The organism is Ruegeria sp. AB7 (genome assembly GCF_056542625.1).
The window spans coordinates 650615-666545 of sequence record NZ_JBQGAC010000001.1; the positions used below are offsets into that span (position 1 = coordinate 650615).

Here is a 15931-nt window from a genome sequence, read left to right on the forward strand (position 1 = left end):
GCAGAGCCGCTGAAACACGCTAACCTTCCCGCAAATCGTGGGGGGGCGCCATGAGCGACTATTATGATCTGGGCACGTATTCCTGTGCCGTCACCACAGCATCACCCGAAGCACAGCTTTGGTTCGATCGCGGATTGGTCTGGACGTATGGCTACAACCACGACGAAGCGGTCACCTGCTTTCAGAAAGCTGCCGAGATTGACCCGGATTGCGCCATGGCCCATTGGGGCGTCGCCTATGCAGCAGGCCCAAACTATAACCTGCCTTGGGAATTGCGGGACGATCAGGGCCGGGCCAAATCACTGGCCATCGCCTATGATGCAACACAGAAGGCGCTGTCGCTGCTCAACGGGTGCACAGCGGTTGAGCAAGCGTTGATCCGCGCCCTACCCGCCCGATACCCTCAGCGCGACCCCACCGAAAACATGCACCAGTGGGACTATGACTATGCGGACGCCATGCGCGCCGCATTTGCCGAACAGCCTGATGATCTGGACCTGCGCACGATCCATGTTGAGGCGCTGATGAACCTCACCCCGTGGCAGATGTGGGACCTGAAAACGGGTCAACCGGCCGAGGGTGCCGCGACCCTTGAAGCGCAAGACGCTTTGGAGACCGCTATGGTCAATGACCCGGCGTCGATGTCTCATCCCGGTCTACTTCACCTATATGTGCACCTGATGGAGATGTCGCCGACGCCAGAAAAGGCGCTGCAGGCCGGAGACATCCTGCGTACACTCGTACCCGATGCCGGTCACCTGGTGCATATGCCGACCCATATCGACGTGCTGTGCGGCCACTATCACAACGTTGCCCACTGGAACGAAAAGGCTACCGAGGCCGATCTGAAGTATTATGAGCGTGAAGGCGCGTTCAACATCTACACAGGCTATCGTCAGCACAACTATCACTTCACTATCTATGGCGCTCTGTTTCTCGGTCAGATGGAACCAGCCCTGCGTGCCAATCAGGGCCTGTGGAATACCACCCCCGAAGATATGCTTCGGATCGAAAGCCCGCCGATGGCGGATTATTTTGAAAGCTACATGTCCATGGGCCCGCATATCCTGATCCGCTTTGGCCGCTGGGAAGAGGCCAAGGCACTGAATTTACCAGACGACCCTGACCTCTATCGCACTTTGACAGCAACAACACATTATGCTCGCGCCATCGCCCATGCAGCCACTGATGAGGTGGCGCAGGCCGAGGCCGAAGAGCAGTTGTTCCTTGCCGCAAAAACCTGCGTGCCCGAGACCCGCCGCCTGCACAACAATCGGGTCATCGATCTCCTGGAGATCGCAGCAGAAATGCTGCGCGGAGAAATCGAGTATCGCAAAGGCAACTACGAGATTGCCTATGCACATCTACGCCGCTCGGTCGAGTTGGATGACACGCTGCCCTATGACGAGCCATGGGGTTGGATGCAACCAACACGCCATGCGCTTGGTGCGTTGTTGTTCGAACAAGGGCATGTGAACGAGGCCGAGGCAGTCTATCGTGAAGATCTAGGCTTGGGTGGCACGCTCAGCCGCGCCTCGATCCACCCTGACAATGTCTGGAGTTTGAAGGGTTTGCATGATTGCCTGAAAACACGCGGCGAGACAGTAGAAATCCGCCAAATCAAGCAACGCCTTGATCTTGCCTTGGCGCGCGCGGACCGCACCGTCGGCGCGTCATGCTTCTGTGCCCAAGCCGCCATGAGGGCTGCGGAATGAAGCTATTCCTTTTGGTGGCAGGCCTGCTGCTTGCCACTCCAGCGCTGGCACAGCGCCAGACCTTTCCACCTATCGACGAGGCAGGTCAAAATCCATCACTGGTCGCATTCCGAGCTGACTTGCTGGCGAAAATCGAGGCACGCGATACCGATGCAGTTGTCGCCGCCGCTTGTCCCGACATCTATCTCAGCCACGGTACAGCAGGTGGACCGGAAGAGTTTCGCACCAACTTGACTGTGCCTCCGGAAACGCTTGGTGAAGAATTTAAGGACGAGGCTGCGGAGCTACGTGATTTTTACTGGTCGCAATTGCAGCAAACGGTTTCCCAACCGGGATATTTTGACGATCAGGGTGAATTCTGGATGCCGCACTATTGGCGGATCATTCTTCCCGCTACAGTGGACCCTTTCACCGCCTTCTACGTTTCGGGCGAAAGCATCACACTGCGTCAGGCACCGTCTCGTGGCGCGCCCATCCTCGCGCTGATCAGTCATGAAATCGTGATCGTCCCTGACTATCAACCTGATGAGGAATACCAGAAAATCAGACTGACCGATGGGACATCGGGCTACTTACTCAGCGATTTTCTGGCATCAATGGTCGGTTACCGCGCTGCGTTTGTAAAATCCGAAGCGGGTGACTGGCAGCTCTGCACTTTTGTGACAGGGGACTAGGCTTTCGCCTTTTTCTTCACAGCCACGACCTTTTCGGCCAGATCACGGGCGATGGCAAACGCACCTTTGATCTTGTCGCTGTCCTTCTTCCAGTCGCGCCGCACAACGATCTTGTTGTCCTTGACCTTGGCCAGCCCGCGTTGGTTCTGAATGAACTCGACCAACCCCTCGGGTGAGGCGAACTTATCATTGTGGAACTGTATCGTTGCGCCCTTTGGCCCGCCGTCCAGCTTGGCGATCCCGGCGCGTTTGCACATCGCCTTGATGCGCACGACAAGCATCAGGGTATTCACCTCTTTCGGCAGGCTGCCGAAGCGATCGATCAACTCGGCAGCGAATCCTTCCAGTTCCACTTTCGTCGACAGTGACGACAGGCGGCGGTAGAGGCCCAGACGCACGTCCAGATCGGGCACATAATCCTCGGGGATCAGAACCGGGACACCCAGATTGATCTGCGGCGCCCATTGGTCATCGGCATCCGACAGCCCCTCCATCTCGCCGGCTTTGATCTTGGCAATCGCCTCTTCCAGCATCGATTGGTAGAGTTCGTAGCCCACATCACGCATCTGGCCGGACTGTTCCTCACCCAGCAGGTTGCCCGCACCACGAATGTCGAGATCTTGCGATGCCAGTGTGAACCCGGCCCCGAGCGTATCCAGCGAGCCCAGAACCCGCAACCGTTTCTCAGCCGTCGCCGTCAGGCGCTGGCGCGGTTTGGTGGTCAGATAGGCATAGGCGCGGGTTTTTGAGCGCCCCACCCGCCCCCGGATCTGATAGAGCTGCGCTAGGCCAAACATATCCGCCCGATGCACGACCATCGTGTTGGCAGTCGGGATATCCAGCCCGCTTTCCACAATCGTCGTGGCCAGCAGAACGTCGTATTTACCGTCGTAGAACGCGTTCATCCGGTCATCAAGCTCACCCGCAGCCATCTGCCCGTGTGCGACCACGTAGGATAGTTCAGGCAACTGCTCTTTCAGGAATTCCTCGATCTCAGGCAGGTCAGAGATGCGCGGCACCACATAGAAGCTCTGCCCGCCACGATAATGCTCGCGCAGCAGCGCCTCACGGATCGTTACCGCGTCGAATTCGCTAACATAGGTGCGGATCGCAAGCCGGTCGATGGGGGGCGTGCCTATGATCGACAGATCACGCACGCCTGTCAGGGACAGCTGCAGAGTTCGTGGGATCGGTGTCGCTGTCAGGGTCAGGACGTGCACGTCCGAGCGCAGCTGTTTCAGCCGTTCCTTGTGGCCCACGCCGAAATGCTGTTCCTCGTCGATGATCAGCAGGCCTAGATTATTGAACCGTATCCCTTTCGCCAGCAACGCATGGGTGCCGATCACGATATCCACCGTGCCCCGCGCCAGCCCGTCTCGGGTTTGCTGCGCCTCTTTGGCCGAGACAAAGCGCGACAGTTGCCGGACTTCAAGTGGGAAACCCCGGAAGCGATCCTTGAAGGACGCCGCGTGTTGCCGCGCGAGCAACGTGGTCGGTGCCACAATGGCAACCTGTACGCCCGACATCGCGGCGACAAAGGCTGCGCGCATGGCGACCTCGGTCTTGCCAAAGCCTACATCCCCGCAGATCAGACGATCCATCGGCGCGCCGGAATGCATGTCTTCCATCACCTCGGAAATCGCGCGCAACTGATCGTCGGTCTCCTGATATGGGAAACGCGCGCTGAACTCTTCCCATGCATGCGGCGGTGGGTCCATGACAGGAGCTTTCCGCAGGGCTCGTTCGGCGGCGATGCGGATCAGCTTGTCGGCCATTTCGCGGATGCGCTCTTTCAGCTTGGCCTTCTTGGCCTGCCAAGCGCCACCGCCCAAGCGATCAAGCAGCCCTTCGTCATGGCCATATTTCGAAAGCAGTTCGATGTTTTCGACCGGCAGGTAGAGTTTGGACTGTTCAGCATATTCCAGCAGCAGGCACTCATGGGCGGCCCCAACAGCCGTAACGACCTCCATCCCCTGATACCGCCCGATCCCGTGGTCAACATGCACCACCAGATCACCGGGCGATAGCGACTGCGTTTCAGTCAGGAAGTTCTCGGCCTTGCGGCGTTTCTTGGGTTGGCGGATCAGACGGTCGCCCAGAACGTCCTGTTCCGAGATCACGGTCAGATTGGGCGCTTCAAACCCGTGTTCCAATGCCCAAACCGCAAGATGCAGGCCGCGCTTTCCAACCCGGGTTCCGTCGGTCACCGGGATCGCCTCGGCCAGGCCTTCATCTTCGATCAAGCCGGTCAGTCGTTCACGAGCGCCTTCGGAGTAAGAGGCAATGAGGACCGGCCCCTTGTCCATCTTTTCGGTGATATGCGCCGCCAGAGCGCCAAACAGGCTGATGCTTTCCTGCTGACGTTCGGGTGCAAAGTTGCGCCCGATCCGTCCGCCCGCATCGATCACGCCCGGACCACTCGCCTGCGGCAGCGGGCTGAACTGCAAAACGCGACGATCGCCCACTGCATCTTCCCATGCAGCATCGTCCATATAGAGCAGACCGGGAGGCGTCGGTTTATAAACCGTATCCATGCGCGAGCGGTTTTCCAAAGCGAGCTTTCGCGTCTCAAACTGATCCGCAATCGTATCCCAGCGCGCCAGCCGAGCAGGCGTGACCTGATCGTCAAGCGAGATTGAGGCCCCCGGAAGATAGTCGAACAGGGTTTCCAGTTCTTCATGGAAAAACGGCAACCAATGCTCGATCCCCTGATGCTTGCGACCTGCGCTGACAGCTTCGTATAAGGGATCATCCGTACCCGCCGCGCCGAATTCGATGCGATAGTTCTGACGGAATCGTGTGATGGCGGCTTCGTCCAGTATGACCTCGGACACCGGGGCAAGCTCGACCACATCAAGTTTTTCAGTCGTTCGCTGCGAGACAGGATCAAACCGGCGTGCACCATCCAGAACATCCCCGAACAAGTCCAGCCGCACGGGACCGCTCTCACCGGGTGGGAAGATGTCGATGATACCGCCTCGGATAGCGTAGTCTCCGGGCTCCATCACCGTGGGGCTTTGGGTAAAGCCCATCCGCACCAGAAAGTTGCGTAGGGCATCTTCGTCTATGCGCTGATCTACGCGAGCGGTGAATGCGGCCTCTCGCAACACTGCACGCGCGGGTACCCGTTGGGTCGCGGCATTGAGCGTGGTAAGCAGCACGAACCGCTGCGGCATCTGATGCACCAAAGCAGCCAGTGTTGCCACGCGGGCAGCAGAAATGTCGGCATTGGGCGACACCCGATCATAGGGCAAGCAGTCCCATCCGGGGAATACAAATACGGGCATGTCCGGCGCAAAGAATGCCAACGCTGCCCGCATCGCCTCCATCCGTTTGTCATCGCGGGCGATATGGCAGACTGGACCGCCCGAGCGCGCGATCTCATTCAGCACAAGCTGTGCATCAAACCCCTCGGGGCCGCCGCCGACTGTTACGTGGTTCGGAGCCGTCATTACCTTGCCTTTCAGGGACTACTAACCCAGGACACCAATCGAAATGTTCTGATACATTCCCCAGAACGCAGTGATCAAGATCGAGAACATACCGATGATCTGAGTAAAGGTCCGACTGCGCGTCAGCGTTTTGGAAACGTTTTCTACGGTCGCTTCTTGAGTCTGCAATCGACGCGCTGCCGCAATACTGATCATCATGACAAAACACATCGGGAGCAGAAGAAGGAATACGGCCTGTGCGAATTCCACGTCGTAGAAGAAACCCAACGTTGCAAGGCCTGTCAAAACAAAACAGCAAATTGCCATCAATACCAGACCCGAGGTTTCGACGATATACAACACTCTGTTCGAGTTGATCCGCGCGACATCCAGAAGGTCTTGTTCTGATTGACCACCTACACGACGGGCGCGCATCACAAGATCATAGGGCACCCCCATCGTCCAGTGGCTGGCAGATGACCAAAGAACGGCCAGACCGATCCAGTACCACAGATTCGAAAAGCTCCGCATGTCGATGAGTTCGAAAATCGAAGAGTATATGTCCAAGCGTCTGCCCTTTGTTCAACGTCCGCAGGGACCGTCATCGCAGCGATGCGTCCATTGTTACCCTTGAGACCACCGGGAATTCATGCCACCCAATGCGCAATTGTTCAAGGAGAGTGCGCCATGAAACCGACCATCGCCCTATATCCCCGGACCCGTTTCCGCCGGACCCGCCAATCCGAGGCGATCCGGGGTCTGGTGCGCGAGAACACCTTGACCGTGAATGACTTTATCTGGCCTGTTTTTGTGCGCGATGGTGAAAATATCGAAGAACCCGTCCCGTCGATGCCCGGGGTCGTGCGACGCTCGGTCGACCTGATCACCAAAGCCGCGGTGGAAGCGCAAGCCCTTGGTATTCCTGCAATATGTATTTTCCCGTACACCGATCCGAGCCTGAAAACCGAAGATTGTGCCGAGGCCTGGAACCCCGACAACCTGTCCAACCGCGCCATTCGTGCAATTAAGACTGCTGCGCCCGAAATCGCGGTGATGACGGATGTGGCCCTGGACCCCTACAACATCAACGGCCATGACGGCTATGTGGTCGATGGCGAGATTGTGAATGACCAGACTGTTGAGGCGCTGGTGAAAATGACGCTGGCGCAGGCCGAAGCCGGAGCTGACATCATCGGCCCGTCCGACATGATGGATGGCCGTATCGGCGCCATGCGCAGCGCACTTGAGTCGGCGGGTCACCACAATGTCATGATCCTGAGTTATGCCGCCAAATATGCCAGCGCTTTCTACGGCCCTTTCCGCGACGCCGTTGGGGCATCAGGCGCACTGACCGGTGACAAGAAGACCTATCAGATGGATCCTGCCAACTCGGACGAGGCCCTGCGTCTGATCGAGCGCGATCTGACCGAGGGTGCAGATATGGTCATGATCAAACCGGGGATGCCATACTTGGACATCTGCCGACGGGTCAAAGACAGCTTCGGTGCACCGACCTATGCCTATCAGGTGTCTGGCGAATACGCGATGATCCAAGCCGCTGCACAAAACGGTTGGATCGACGGCGAAAAGGTGATGCTGGAAAGCCTGCTGGCCTTCAAGCGCGCAGGGTGTGACGGCATCCTGACCTATTTTGCACCCGAAGCCGCGCGCATCCTGCAGGGCTAACACCTCAGATTGTCGCAATTTTTCGCCGATTTGCTGCGGGCGCAGCACAGCTTTCCCGTGACAGGCCGGTGCAATCGGCGTATTCTTGCAGACAAGATCGGGTACACCCGACATATCAGGCACATACACAGAGACAGAGAAACATGAGCAGTTCAAACTCCCCCCGACTTAGCCGTCGCGGTTTTGCTTTTGGCATGGCCGGACTGACGCTGACCGCCGCCTGCGGCAACGGCGTTGGCAACTCCAACGCAGTCACACTCGACGCGCGCGTCGACGCGACGCTGAACGAGATGTACAGCAAGTATCCCAACACCGTTGAGATTGCCAACAAGGCCAACGGAATGTTGGTCATGCCACTGATTACAGATGCCGGATTTATCTTCGGTGGCGCCTATGGTCAGGGTGCACTGCGTATTCAGGGCGCGACGGTCGACTATTATTCCGCCATCTCCGGTACTGCGGGTCTGCAGATCGGCGCACAGCAATATGCGCATGTTCTGTTCTTCATGACCGAAGAGGCATTGAACGATTTCCGCCGCTCCAGCGGTTGGACGGCCGGTGCAGATATCGGATACGTCGTCGACGCGACCGGAGAATCCTTGTCGACCGACACCACTCAGTTGCGCAAACCCGTGCTGGCCGCAGTCTTTGGACAGGCGGGTCTGAAGTTCGGCGCGACGGTCGAAGGCACCAAATATACGCGCATCATCCCCTAAGACCCAAGATACCACCCTCCCCCCTCTGACGAGCCCCGCTACATCTTGTGGCGGGGCTCCGTGTTTTCGCGGTTTTCCACAAATTCCAGTGGCATTCCTCTTTCGGTCGGGCGGAGGTTCCAGTAACCTTAGCGCAAATGACCGCATAGAATTCTCGGGGGACAGATGGGCCTGGTTTTTCGCTGGCTGGTGAGACTTACGACAGGCCTGATCCTGCTGGCAATCGCTGCTGTGGGGTTGGTCTACTTTCTGGCCAGCCAATCCCTGCCTGAATACAATCAAACCCTTGAAGTTGAAGGAATAACTGCCCCTGTCGAGATCGTTCGCGACACTGCAAATGTGCCGCATATACTGGGCCAGTCTGACCCGGACGTGTTCTTTGGTCTGGGCTATGCCCATGCACAAGACAGGCTGTGGCAGATGACCATTCTGCGTCGGACTGCACAGGGCCGCTTGTCCGAAGTGTTCGGCCAGCGCACGGTAGCCATCGACAAATTGCTACGTCGTTTCGATCTTTACGGGCTCGCCCATCGCTCAGTCGAGTTTCAGGACGACTATACCAAGGCCGCGCTTCGCGCTTATTCCGCAGGGATCAATGCTCGGCTTACCGAGATCAACGAACAGTCGCTTGGACGTGGCGCCCCCGAGATGTTCCTGTTCAACGCCCCCGTTCCCCCATGGCAGCCGGGCGACAGCGTAGCGATTATCAAGCTGATGAGCCTGCAGCTTTCCGGCCACCTTGCTGATGAAGTGTTGCGCGCACGCACATCGCTGATGCTGGATAATCCCGCACGGCTGGCCGACATTCTGCCCGACGTCCCCGGTCCCGGTATTGCCGCGCTGCCCGAGTATGCTGATCTGTTTCCAGACCTTCCGCGCTATGCCCAAGGCACCCCGATGCCCGACACGCGGCTGTCGCCTTTCCCGCAGCGCGGGCTGGCAGGTGCGTCAAACGCGTGGACCGCCGCGCCGTCCCGCTCGGCCAGCGGTGGCACGTTGCTGGCAAACGATCCGCATCTGGGCCTCACCGCTCCGGGTATTTGGTATCTGGCTCGGCTGGAACTGGCCAAAGGCGGCGTTATCGGTGCAACGATTCCAGGCGTACCGGCAATCTCAGCCGGACGGAGTGAGCGCTTGGGCTGGGGCCTTACCTCCTCCTATCTGGACGATCAGGACGTTCACATCGAACAACTGAACCCCGACAATCCCGAAGAATACCTTACCCCAGACGGCTACAAACGCTTTCAGACCCGCCCTTCGATTATCGAGATCAAAGACGCCGCCCCAATTACCCTGACCCTGCGCTGGACCGAGAATGGCCCGGTTCTGCCGGGCACGCATTATGATCTGGAAACCATCACACCACCGGGCCATGTCGCGTCTCTGTCGTGGAGCGCGCTAAGCCCCCGCGATACATCCATGAGCGCCTCTTTGGCGCTGATGAATGCCGATTCAGTTCGGGACGCCATTGATGCGGCCGAGGACTATATTGCCCCTTCGCAAAACTTGTCGCTTGTCGATAAAGACACGATCGGCATGAAACTGGTCGGCGCAATGCCCCGGCGCGATCTGAATAATCAAAGCCGAGGCCGCATTCCCACCCCCGGCTGGCTGGAACGGAACCGTTGGCAGGGCCGCCTGCCCTATTCCGACAATCCTGAATTCGTGGCCCCGGTCGGCGGAGTTCTGGGTAACACCAACAACAAGATTATCGACCGGCCCTTCCCGCGCCATGTGTCGTACGAGTGGGGCGACACCCAGCGGGTCAATCGCTGGGAACGCCTGATGCAATCGCGCGAGGTACATACGCGTGACAGTTTTATCGAAGCGCAGTTAGACACGGTTAGCTTTACAGCGCGATCACTGCTTCCTCTGATCGGCGCCGACCTCTGGTTTACCGGTGAGTCGGCACCCGAAGGCACGCCCGAACGGCAGCGTCAGATCGCGCTGGATCTGCTGGCCAACTGGAACGGTGAGATGAACGAGCATCTGCCGGAACCCCTGATCTACGCCGCATGGTTGCGCGCGCTGCAAATCCGCCTGATCTCGGACGAACTTGGTCCGCTGGCTGCCGAATACAAGCATGTCGAGCCGCTGTTTATCGAACGGGTGTATCGCGATATCGACGGTGCCTCGGTCTGGTGCGACGTGGTTCAGAGCGCTCCCGTTGAAAATTGCACCGACATGGCACGACTGGCCCTGGATGACGCGATCATTTGGATTTCCGAACGCTATGGCCCCGCACTCGAATCTTTACGCTGGGGCGATGCGCATCAGGCCACCCAGGATCACCCTGCACTGGGCCAGGTTCCGGTGCTGCGGTTTTTCGTCAACATTCGCCAATCCACCAGCGGTGGCGATAACACACTGCTGCGCGGGCGCACGTCAGGCGAAGGACCGGACCCGTTCCAGAATGTGCATGGCGCAGGTTATCGTGGCGTCTACGATTTTGCGGACCCCGATAGTTCGGTTTTCATCACCGCAACTGGCCAGTCAGGCCATTTCCTATCTCGCTATTATGACGATCAGGCCCAACTATGGCGGCGCGGGGAATACATCCCCATGTCGCTGGATATCGGGCTTGCCCGTGCAGCGGCGGTTGGTGTGACTGTCCTGAACCCGCGCTGATCTGATCGGCAAATCCCCGCCCCTTTTTGAACCTCGCGTGGCGCACCCCTTCGTTATCGCCTAAACTCGTCTGGCCGTCGCATTGCACGAAGGGGGAAAATGCATGGGCAGCTTTCGAGACACCTTAAACAATCTCGCACGCGATTATGCCATCGCCTGGAGCTCGGGCGATCCCGACTTGGTCGCCAGTTTTTTCGCCCCCGAAGGTCAGATCAGCATTAATCGCGGTGAGCCCCTGCGCGGCCATGCCGCAATCGCCGAAATGGCTCGCGGGTTCTATGCAGAATTCCCCGATCTTGAGGTGCGTTGCGATATGATGCGTTGGGCCGGAGGGCATGCCATTTTTGTCTGGACCCTCGAAGGCCATCACGCCGAGACCGGCAACCGTGTCGTTACACGCGGCTGGGAAGAGTGGGAGCTTTCAAAGGACAACAAGGTGCTATCGTCGCTTGGGTGGTTCGATGCAGAGGATTACCAGCGCCAGATAGACGGTACCTAGAACGCCGCGAAGCGGGACGCCTGCTTGTCAGTCCAGAGCACCGTGATCTCGAACCCCTCTTCGGTCTGATCTTCAGACCTGACCACATCCTGACGATAGAGCCACGCGCGTTTGTCACCATCGGCAAAGCCCAGTTTCAGGATAGTCTCATGCCGCGCGCCCTGCAGGATCGTGGCGATTTCAGACAGCAGCGGATCAACACCTTCGCCCGTTACGGCCGATATGGCAAAGATCGCCGGATCACGCTCGGCCCGGGCAAGCGCGGCTTCGCGGTCTTCCGGGCTCAGCAGATCGATCTTGTTCCAAACCTCCAACCGGGGGCGACTGTCCTCAACACCCAAAGAGTTCAGGATCGCCTCAACATCCCGTGCCTGTGCCTCGGTTTCTTCGTGGCTGATATCGCGGACATGCACGACCAGATCAGCCCCCAGAACCTCTTCCAGCGTGGCGCGGAAGGCCGCAACCAGTTCTGTGGGCAGGTTCGAGATGAAACCCACGGTATCGGACAGGATCACCTCGGGGCCATCCGGCAGCTCAACCCGTCGCATAGTTGGGTCCAACGTGGCGAACAGCATGTCTTTTGCCATCACCTCGGCCCCGGTTAGGCTGTTGAACAGCGTGGATTTCCCGGCGTTTGTATAGCCAACAAGTGCAACAATCGGGTATGGAACCTTCGCGCGCGCTGCGCGGTGTAAGGTGCGGGTCTTCACCACTTTTTGCAATTGTCGGCGCAGGCGGACCAGTTGTTCATCAATAGCACGCCGGTCGGCCTCGATCTGAGTTTCACCGGGACCACCCACAAACCCAAGTCCACCGCGCTGACGTTCCAGGTGGGTCCAGGCCCGAACCAGTCGCGTACGCTGATAGCTAAGCGCGGCCATCTCAACTTGCAGCACACCTTCACGGGTACGCGCACGGTCGCTGAATATTTCCAGAATCAAACCGGTCCGGTCGAGGATTTTGACCTTCCACGCTTTTTCCAGATTGCGCTGCTGAACCGGAGTCACTGGCCCGTCGATCAGAACCAGCTCGATCTCATTGTCGTGGAGGCGTTCGGCCAGTTCCTCGATCTTGCCGCTGCCGAACAGAAAACCAGCCTGCGCGCGCGGTAGGCGCACTATTTCGGAACCGACCACATCCAGATCGGGCAAAGCGGCAGCCAATGCCACCGCCTCTTCCAGCGCTGGTTCGGGGACACGGCGCTGTTCATCTGATTTGATTTCGGGATGCAGCACCCAAGCCCGGGTGCGCGCCCTCTCATGTTCCATCAAGAGGCGTCTTCGCCCTCATAAAGGTTGATCGGCTGTGACGGCATGATGGTCGAAATCGCATGCTTGTACACCAACTGCGACTGTCCGTCGCGGCGCAGCAGCACGCAGAAGTTGTCGAACCAGGTGATTACACCCTGCAATTTCACACCGTTGATCAGGAATATTGTGACCGGGACCTTTGCTTTCCGTACATTGTTCAGGAACGCGTCCTGCAGATTCTGTCTGTCCGAAGCCATATTTTGTTATCTCGCCATTGTTCTTGCTACGCGCTGCGGACCAACGCGCTCCCTCCGGCAGAGTATGGAGTGCCGCGCACAGATATTCCAGATGAAAAATCAGGCAGTAACACCAGGTGCCTGACGCAGGGTCAATCGCGCCACAGCGTTGGCGTAATCAGCGCCACGATAGCAAGAGTTTCCAACCGCCCGATCACCATCGCCGCGCAGACCGTCAACTTGGCCCCGCTGGAAAGATCAATCAGACGTATGGGCACATCCGTTGCCAATTCTATCAACGGCCCCGTGGTGCTGAGTGCGGCAACGCTGAGCAGCATGGCCTGTTCAAAACCTACGCCCATGACGGCCAGCAACAAATCGAACAAGGCCAACGTCAGGGCGAACATCATCAGGAATATCCAGGCGATGAAGGCACCGTCGCTTTGAATGCGGCGGTTGCCGCCACCCTCTCCACTGACCGAAGAAGGATAGATCAATCGGTCAATCTCGCGCTTGCCATTCAGATAGAGCGCAAAAACCCGCAACAGCTTTACCCCACCCGCAGTCGTCGCCACGCCTCCTCCGACCAGGGCTAGCCCCATCAGAATCAGGCCCGGTGTGCTCAAGCCCGACAATTGCTGCGCGTCGTTCCAGTTGGCGCTTTCAAATCCGGCCGTGGTCAGAAACGACATCGCCGTAAACATGAACCCCCAAAAAACGCCAAGTGCTTGCCGCACTTCGACGGCAATGTTCAGTTCGGCCGTTCCAGCCAAAAACCGGATGAACAGCAGCACAGCGACCGCCAGCACGATGAAGATGCCAATCCTAAATTCTGGGTCTTTGTCCAGCCGCGAATACCCTGAGGTCGCTGTATCGGTCGAAAAGGTCAGCCGCGACAGGGCAAAGAACAGGAACAGGAACAGGATCGCCTCGCCAGTGATTCCTGCGGTCGATCCTTCCAATCCACCGACGGGTGATATGCCGGAAGTCGCAATCACTGACATCGCGTGGCTCACGGCAGTAAGCCCTTGCTCACCTGCGATCAACAGCAGGATCCAGATCACAGCTGTCAAACCCGCATAGACGGGTGCCAATGTGCGCGACACGCGGATCAGATGGCCGCGTGGATCGGACTTCTCGCTCTGTGCCACGCCCGAGACGGGACGCCCTGGTTGCCCCCGGGCTGTGACTTCGAAACCGCCCAACGACAAGGGTGCCAGAATCGCGGCCGCCGAGATCCACATCAGCAATCCGCCCATCCAACCGACCAACGCGCGCCATAAGTGCAACGGCGCCGAAAGGCGTGCGGGATCGGGGAACAGATCAGCGCCGGTTGTGGTCAGCGCGCTGACCATATCGAAATAGGCGTTCAGGAAGCTGGTTGTCCCCAGCGCATCATGAAACGGAATAGCAAGAAATATCGGCAGTACGGTAAAGGCGGCCAGCAGAACCGCCAATTGGCCAAGCGTTCCCCGCCGTGGTCGTCGGTTCGACATGGCCAGAGCTATGATCGACACCGCAAAAACACCCAGCAATCCGGAATAGAAGAATGACCGTGAGGTGGCGTGATCATCGAGCGCCAGCGCATAAACTGCGGGTATCCACATTGCCAGCGACACGATACCCCAGATCATCAGCAGCAGCGGCAATCGCCGCAATACTCCGATCCGTTGCTGTCCGCGTGCCTGCAACATCAGAAGAAATCGATTGAAACCTGCATCAGACGCTCAACCTCGGGCACGTCTTTGGCCATTGCAAAGATCGCCACCACGTCTTTCTCGTCGATGCGCAGGCTGCCGGTCGGGCGCAGAACCTCGTCACCTTTGCGTACTGCGCCGACCAGAACGCCTTCTGGGAAATCGATGTCGCGCAGCTTTTGTCCGGCCATGGGCGAGGTTGATAGCACTTCGGCCTCGATTACCTCGGCCTCGGCATCACCAATGGAATACACCTGACGCACGCGCCCGTGCCGAATGTGACGCAGGATCGAACTGACAGTGGTGGCGCGCGGGTTGATATATGCGTCAATCCCCAGCGGTCCCATCAAAGCGACCATGCTGGGATCGTTGATCAGGGCGATGGCCAGTGGACAACCCTCTCCCTTGGCGCGTACCGCGGCCAGCATGTTGGTGCGATCGTCATCCGTGACCGCCAACATCGCGTCGGCGCGCTCAATCCCTGCTTCGCTCAGCAAAGATGAATCTAGGCCGTCGCCGTTCAGAACAATCGTCCGCTCCAATGCCTCGGCAGCGATTTCGGCGCATTTGCGGTCACGCTCGATGATCTTGGCACGCACCCGGCTTTCGCGCTCTTCCAGTGTGCGGGCCACTTCCAACCCGACATTACCGCCGCCGACGATCACCACACGATCTTGCTTACTCTGGGCCTTGCCGAACACCTCCATCGTACGTTCAACGTCCTTGACGCTGGTAAAGACGTAGCATTCGTCGCCTACAAACAGCTGGTCCTCGGATTCCGGTGCAAACAGCGTCCCTTCGCGGCGCACACCAACCACAATCGAGCTGAGCGTGGAAAACAGGTCGGTCAATTGTCGCAGCGGTGTGTTGACGATTGGGCAGTCTTCCTCGACCCGAATGCCCAGCAGCTGAGCCTTTCCATCCATGAATATCTCAGTATCGAAAGCAGAAGGCGCCGAAAGACGGCGCATCGCTGCGGCGGCAACTTCGCGTTCCGGGCTGATCACTACATCAATGGGCAGATGATCGCGGCGGTAGAGATCGGAATGGATTGCTTCAAGATAGGATTTCGACCGCAAACGCGCGATCTTGCGCTGGATCGAAAAAACCGAATGCGCCATCTGGCAGGTGACCATATTCACCTCATCCGAATGGGTCGCGGCGATGATCATGTCGGCGTCGCGGGCCCCTGCACGATCCAGCACATCCGGATAACTGGCGAACCCCGCGATCCCCTGCACGTCCAGCGTCTCGGTCGCGCGACGTACCAGATCGGGATTGTTGTCGACCACCGTCACATCGTTCAGTTCGCCCGAAAGGTGACGCGCAATCTGCCAGCCGACTTGACCGGCACCGCATATGATGACCTTCATGCTCTTGGCCTTTCTGCCTGAAATCT

At 58.4% G+C, this 15931-nt stretch carries 12 protein-coding genes; 6 read left to right on the forward strand and 6 right to left on the reverse strand.

Going from position 1 to position 15931, the window contains the following annotated elements:
• Window positions 1-50: 50 nt before the first annotated feature.
• On the forward strand, window positions 51-1715 hold the full coding sequence (locus ACR0EN_RS03285) for a hypothetical protein (RefSeq protein ID WP_480585190.1): 1665 nt from the start codon (window positions 51-53) through the stop codon (window positions 1713-1715).
• Window positions 1712-2389: an SH3 domain-containing protein gene (locus ACR0EN_RS03290; protein ID WP_170567142.1), complete on the forward strand. Its 678-nt coding sequence runs from the start codon at window positions 1712-1714 to the stop codon at window positions 2387-2389. Before ACR0EN_RS03285 ends, ACR0EN_RS03290 begins: the two co-directional genes overlap by 4 nt.
• On the opposite strand, the gene mfd is transcribed toward ACR0EN_RS03290, so the two are convergent.
• On the reverse strand, window positions 2386-5841 hold the full coding sequence (mfd, locus tag ACR0EN_RS03295; protein WP_480585193.1) for a transcription-repair coupling factor: 3456 nt from the start codon (window positions 5839-5841) through the stop codon (window positions 2386-2388). The genes ACR0EN_RS03290 and mfd overlap by 4 nt on opposite strands.
• A 21-nt stretch (window positions 5842-5862) precedes the next feature.
• Window positions 5863-6387, reverse strand: a complete 525-nt coding sequence (locus ACR0EN_RS03300) for a component of SufBCD complex (RefSeq protein WP_170396878.1) — start codon at window positions 6385-6387, stop codon at window positions 5863-5865.
• Between the two features lie 120 nt (window positions 6388-6507).
• Here ACR0EN_RS03300 and hemB point away from each other — a divergent pair, with 120 nt between their 5' ends.
• From hemB to ACR0EN_RS03320, 4 genes are all read left to right on the forward strand, one after another.
• Window positions 6508-7506, forward strand: a complete 999-nt coding sequence (gene hemB, locus ACR0EN_RS03305; protein WP_480585197.1) for a porphobilinogen synthase — start codon at window positions 6508-6510, stop codon at window positions 7504-7506.
• Window positions 7507-7649: 143 nt separating this feature from the next.
• Window positions 7650-8222 (forward strand): lipid-binding SYLF domain-containing protein, encoded by a 573-nt coding sequence (locus tag ACR0EN_RS03310; protein WP_170396874.1) that lies wholly within the window; start codon window positions 7650-7652, stop codon window positions 8220-8222.
• Between the two features lie 165 nt (window positions 8223-8387).
• The gene (locus ACR0EN_RS03315) at window positions 8388-10850 is read left to right on the forward strand and encodes a penicillin acylase family protein (RefSeq protein WP_480585199.1); all 2463 of its coding nucleotides are present in this window, start codon (window positions 8388-8390) and stop codon (window positions 10848-10850) included.
• A 103-nt stretch (window positions 10851-10953) separates the two neighbouring features.
• Window positions 10954-11349: a nuclear transport factor 2 family protein gene (locus ACR0EN_RS03320; protein WP_170567134.1), complete on the forward strand. Its 396-nt coding sequence runs from the start codon at window positions 10954-10956 to the stop codon at window positions 11347-11349.
• Here ACR0EN_RS03320 and hflX read toward each other — a convergent pair.
• The 4 genes from hflX to trkA form a co-directional block, all read right to left on the reverse strand.
• The gene (gene hflX / locus ACR0EN_RS03325; RefSeq protein ID WP_170396869.1) at window positions 11346-12617 is read right to left on the reverse strand and encodes a GTPase HflX; all 1272 of its coding nucleotides are present in this window, start codon (window positions 12615-12617) and stop codon (window positions 11346-11348) included. The genes ACR0EN_RS03320 and hflX overlap by 4 nt on opposite strands.
• Window positions 12617-12856 carry an RNA chaperone Hfq gene (hfq, locus tag ACR0EN_RS03330; protein ID WP_005982826.1) on the reverse strand — a complete coding sequence of 80 codons (240 nt, stop codon included), beginning with the start codon at window positions 12854-12856 and terminating at the stop codon, window positions 12617-12619. Before hfq ends, hflX begins: the two co-directional genes overlap by 1 nt.
• A 131-nt stretch (window positions 12857-12987) precedes the next feature.
• The gene (locus ACR0EN_RS03335) at window positions 12988-14529 is read right to left on the reverse strand and encodes a TrkH family potassium uptake protein (protein WP_170396867.1); all 1542 of its coding nucleotides are present in this window, start codon (window positions 14527-14529) and stop codon (window positions 12988-12990) included.
• Complete coding sequence (trkA, locus tag ACR0EN_RS03340) at window positions 14529-15905, reverse strand: Trk system potassium transporter TrkA (protein ID WP_480585202.1); 1377 nt, start codon at window positions 15903-15905, stop codon at window positions 14529-14531. The genes ACR0EN_RS03335 and trkA overlap by 1 nt, the downstream gene beginning before the upstream one ends.
• Window positions 15906-15931: the final 26 nt, after the last annotated feature.

What these genes read in the sequence shown, in the direction of transcription:
- ACR0EN_RS03315 (WP_480585199.1), top strand. Translation starts at nt 8,388, where the DNA reads ATGGGCCTGGTTTTTCGCTGGCTGGTGAGACTTACGACAGGCCTGATC.
- ACR0EN_RS03310 (WP_170396874.1), top strand. Translation starts at nt 7,650, where the DNA reads ATGAGCAGTTCAAACTCCCCCCGACTTAGCCGTCGCGGTTTTGCTTTT.
- mfd (WP_480585193.1), bottom strand. Translation starts at nt 5,841, where the DNA reads ATGACGGCTCCGAACCACGTAACAGTCGGCGGCGGCCCCGAGGGGTTT.
- ACR0EN_RS03335 (WP_170396867.1), bottom strand. Translation starts at nt 14,529, where the DNA reads ATGTTGCAGGCACGCGGACAGCAACGGATCGGAGTATTGCGGCGATTG.
- hflX (WP_170396869.1), bottom strand. Translation starts at nt 12,617, where the DNA reads ATGGAACATGAGAGGGCGCGCACCCGGGCTTGGGTGCTGCATCCCGAA.
- hemB (WP_480585197.1), top strand. Translation starts at nt 6,508, where the DNA reads ATGAAACCGACCATCGCCCTATATCCCCGGACCCGTTTCCGCCGGACC.
- ACR0EN_RS03285 (WP_480585190.1), top strand. Translation starts at nt 51, where the DNA reads ATGAGCGACTATTATGATCTGGGCACGTATTCCTGTGCCGTCACCACA.
- trkA (WP_480585202.1), bottom strand. Translation starts at nt 15,905, where the DNA reads ATGAAGGTCATCATATGCGGTGCCGGTCAAGTCGGCTGGCAGATTGCG.
- ACR0EN_RS03290 (WP_170567142.1), top strand. Translation starts at nt 1,712, where the DNA reads ATGAAGCTATTCCTTTTGGTGGCAGGCCTGCTGCTTGCCACTCCAGCG.
- hfq (WP_005982826.1), bottom strand. Translation starts at nt 12,856, where the DNA reads ATGGCTTCGGACAGACAGAATCTGCAGGACGCGTTCCTGAACAATGTA.
- ACR0EN_RS03320 (WP_170567134.1), top strand. Translation starts at nt 10,954, where the DNA reads ATGGGCAGCTTTCGAGACACCTTAAACAATCTCGCACGCGATTATGCC.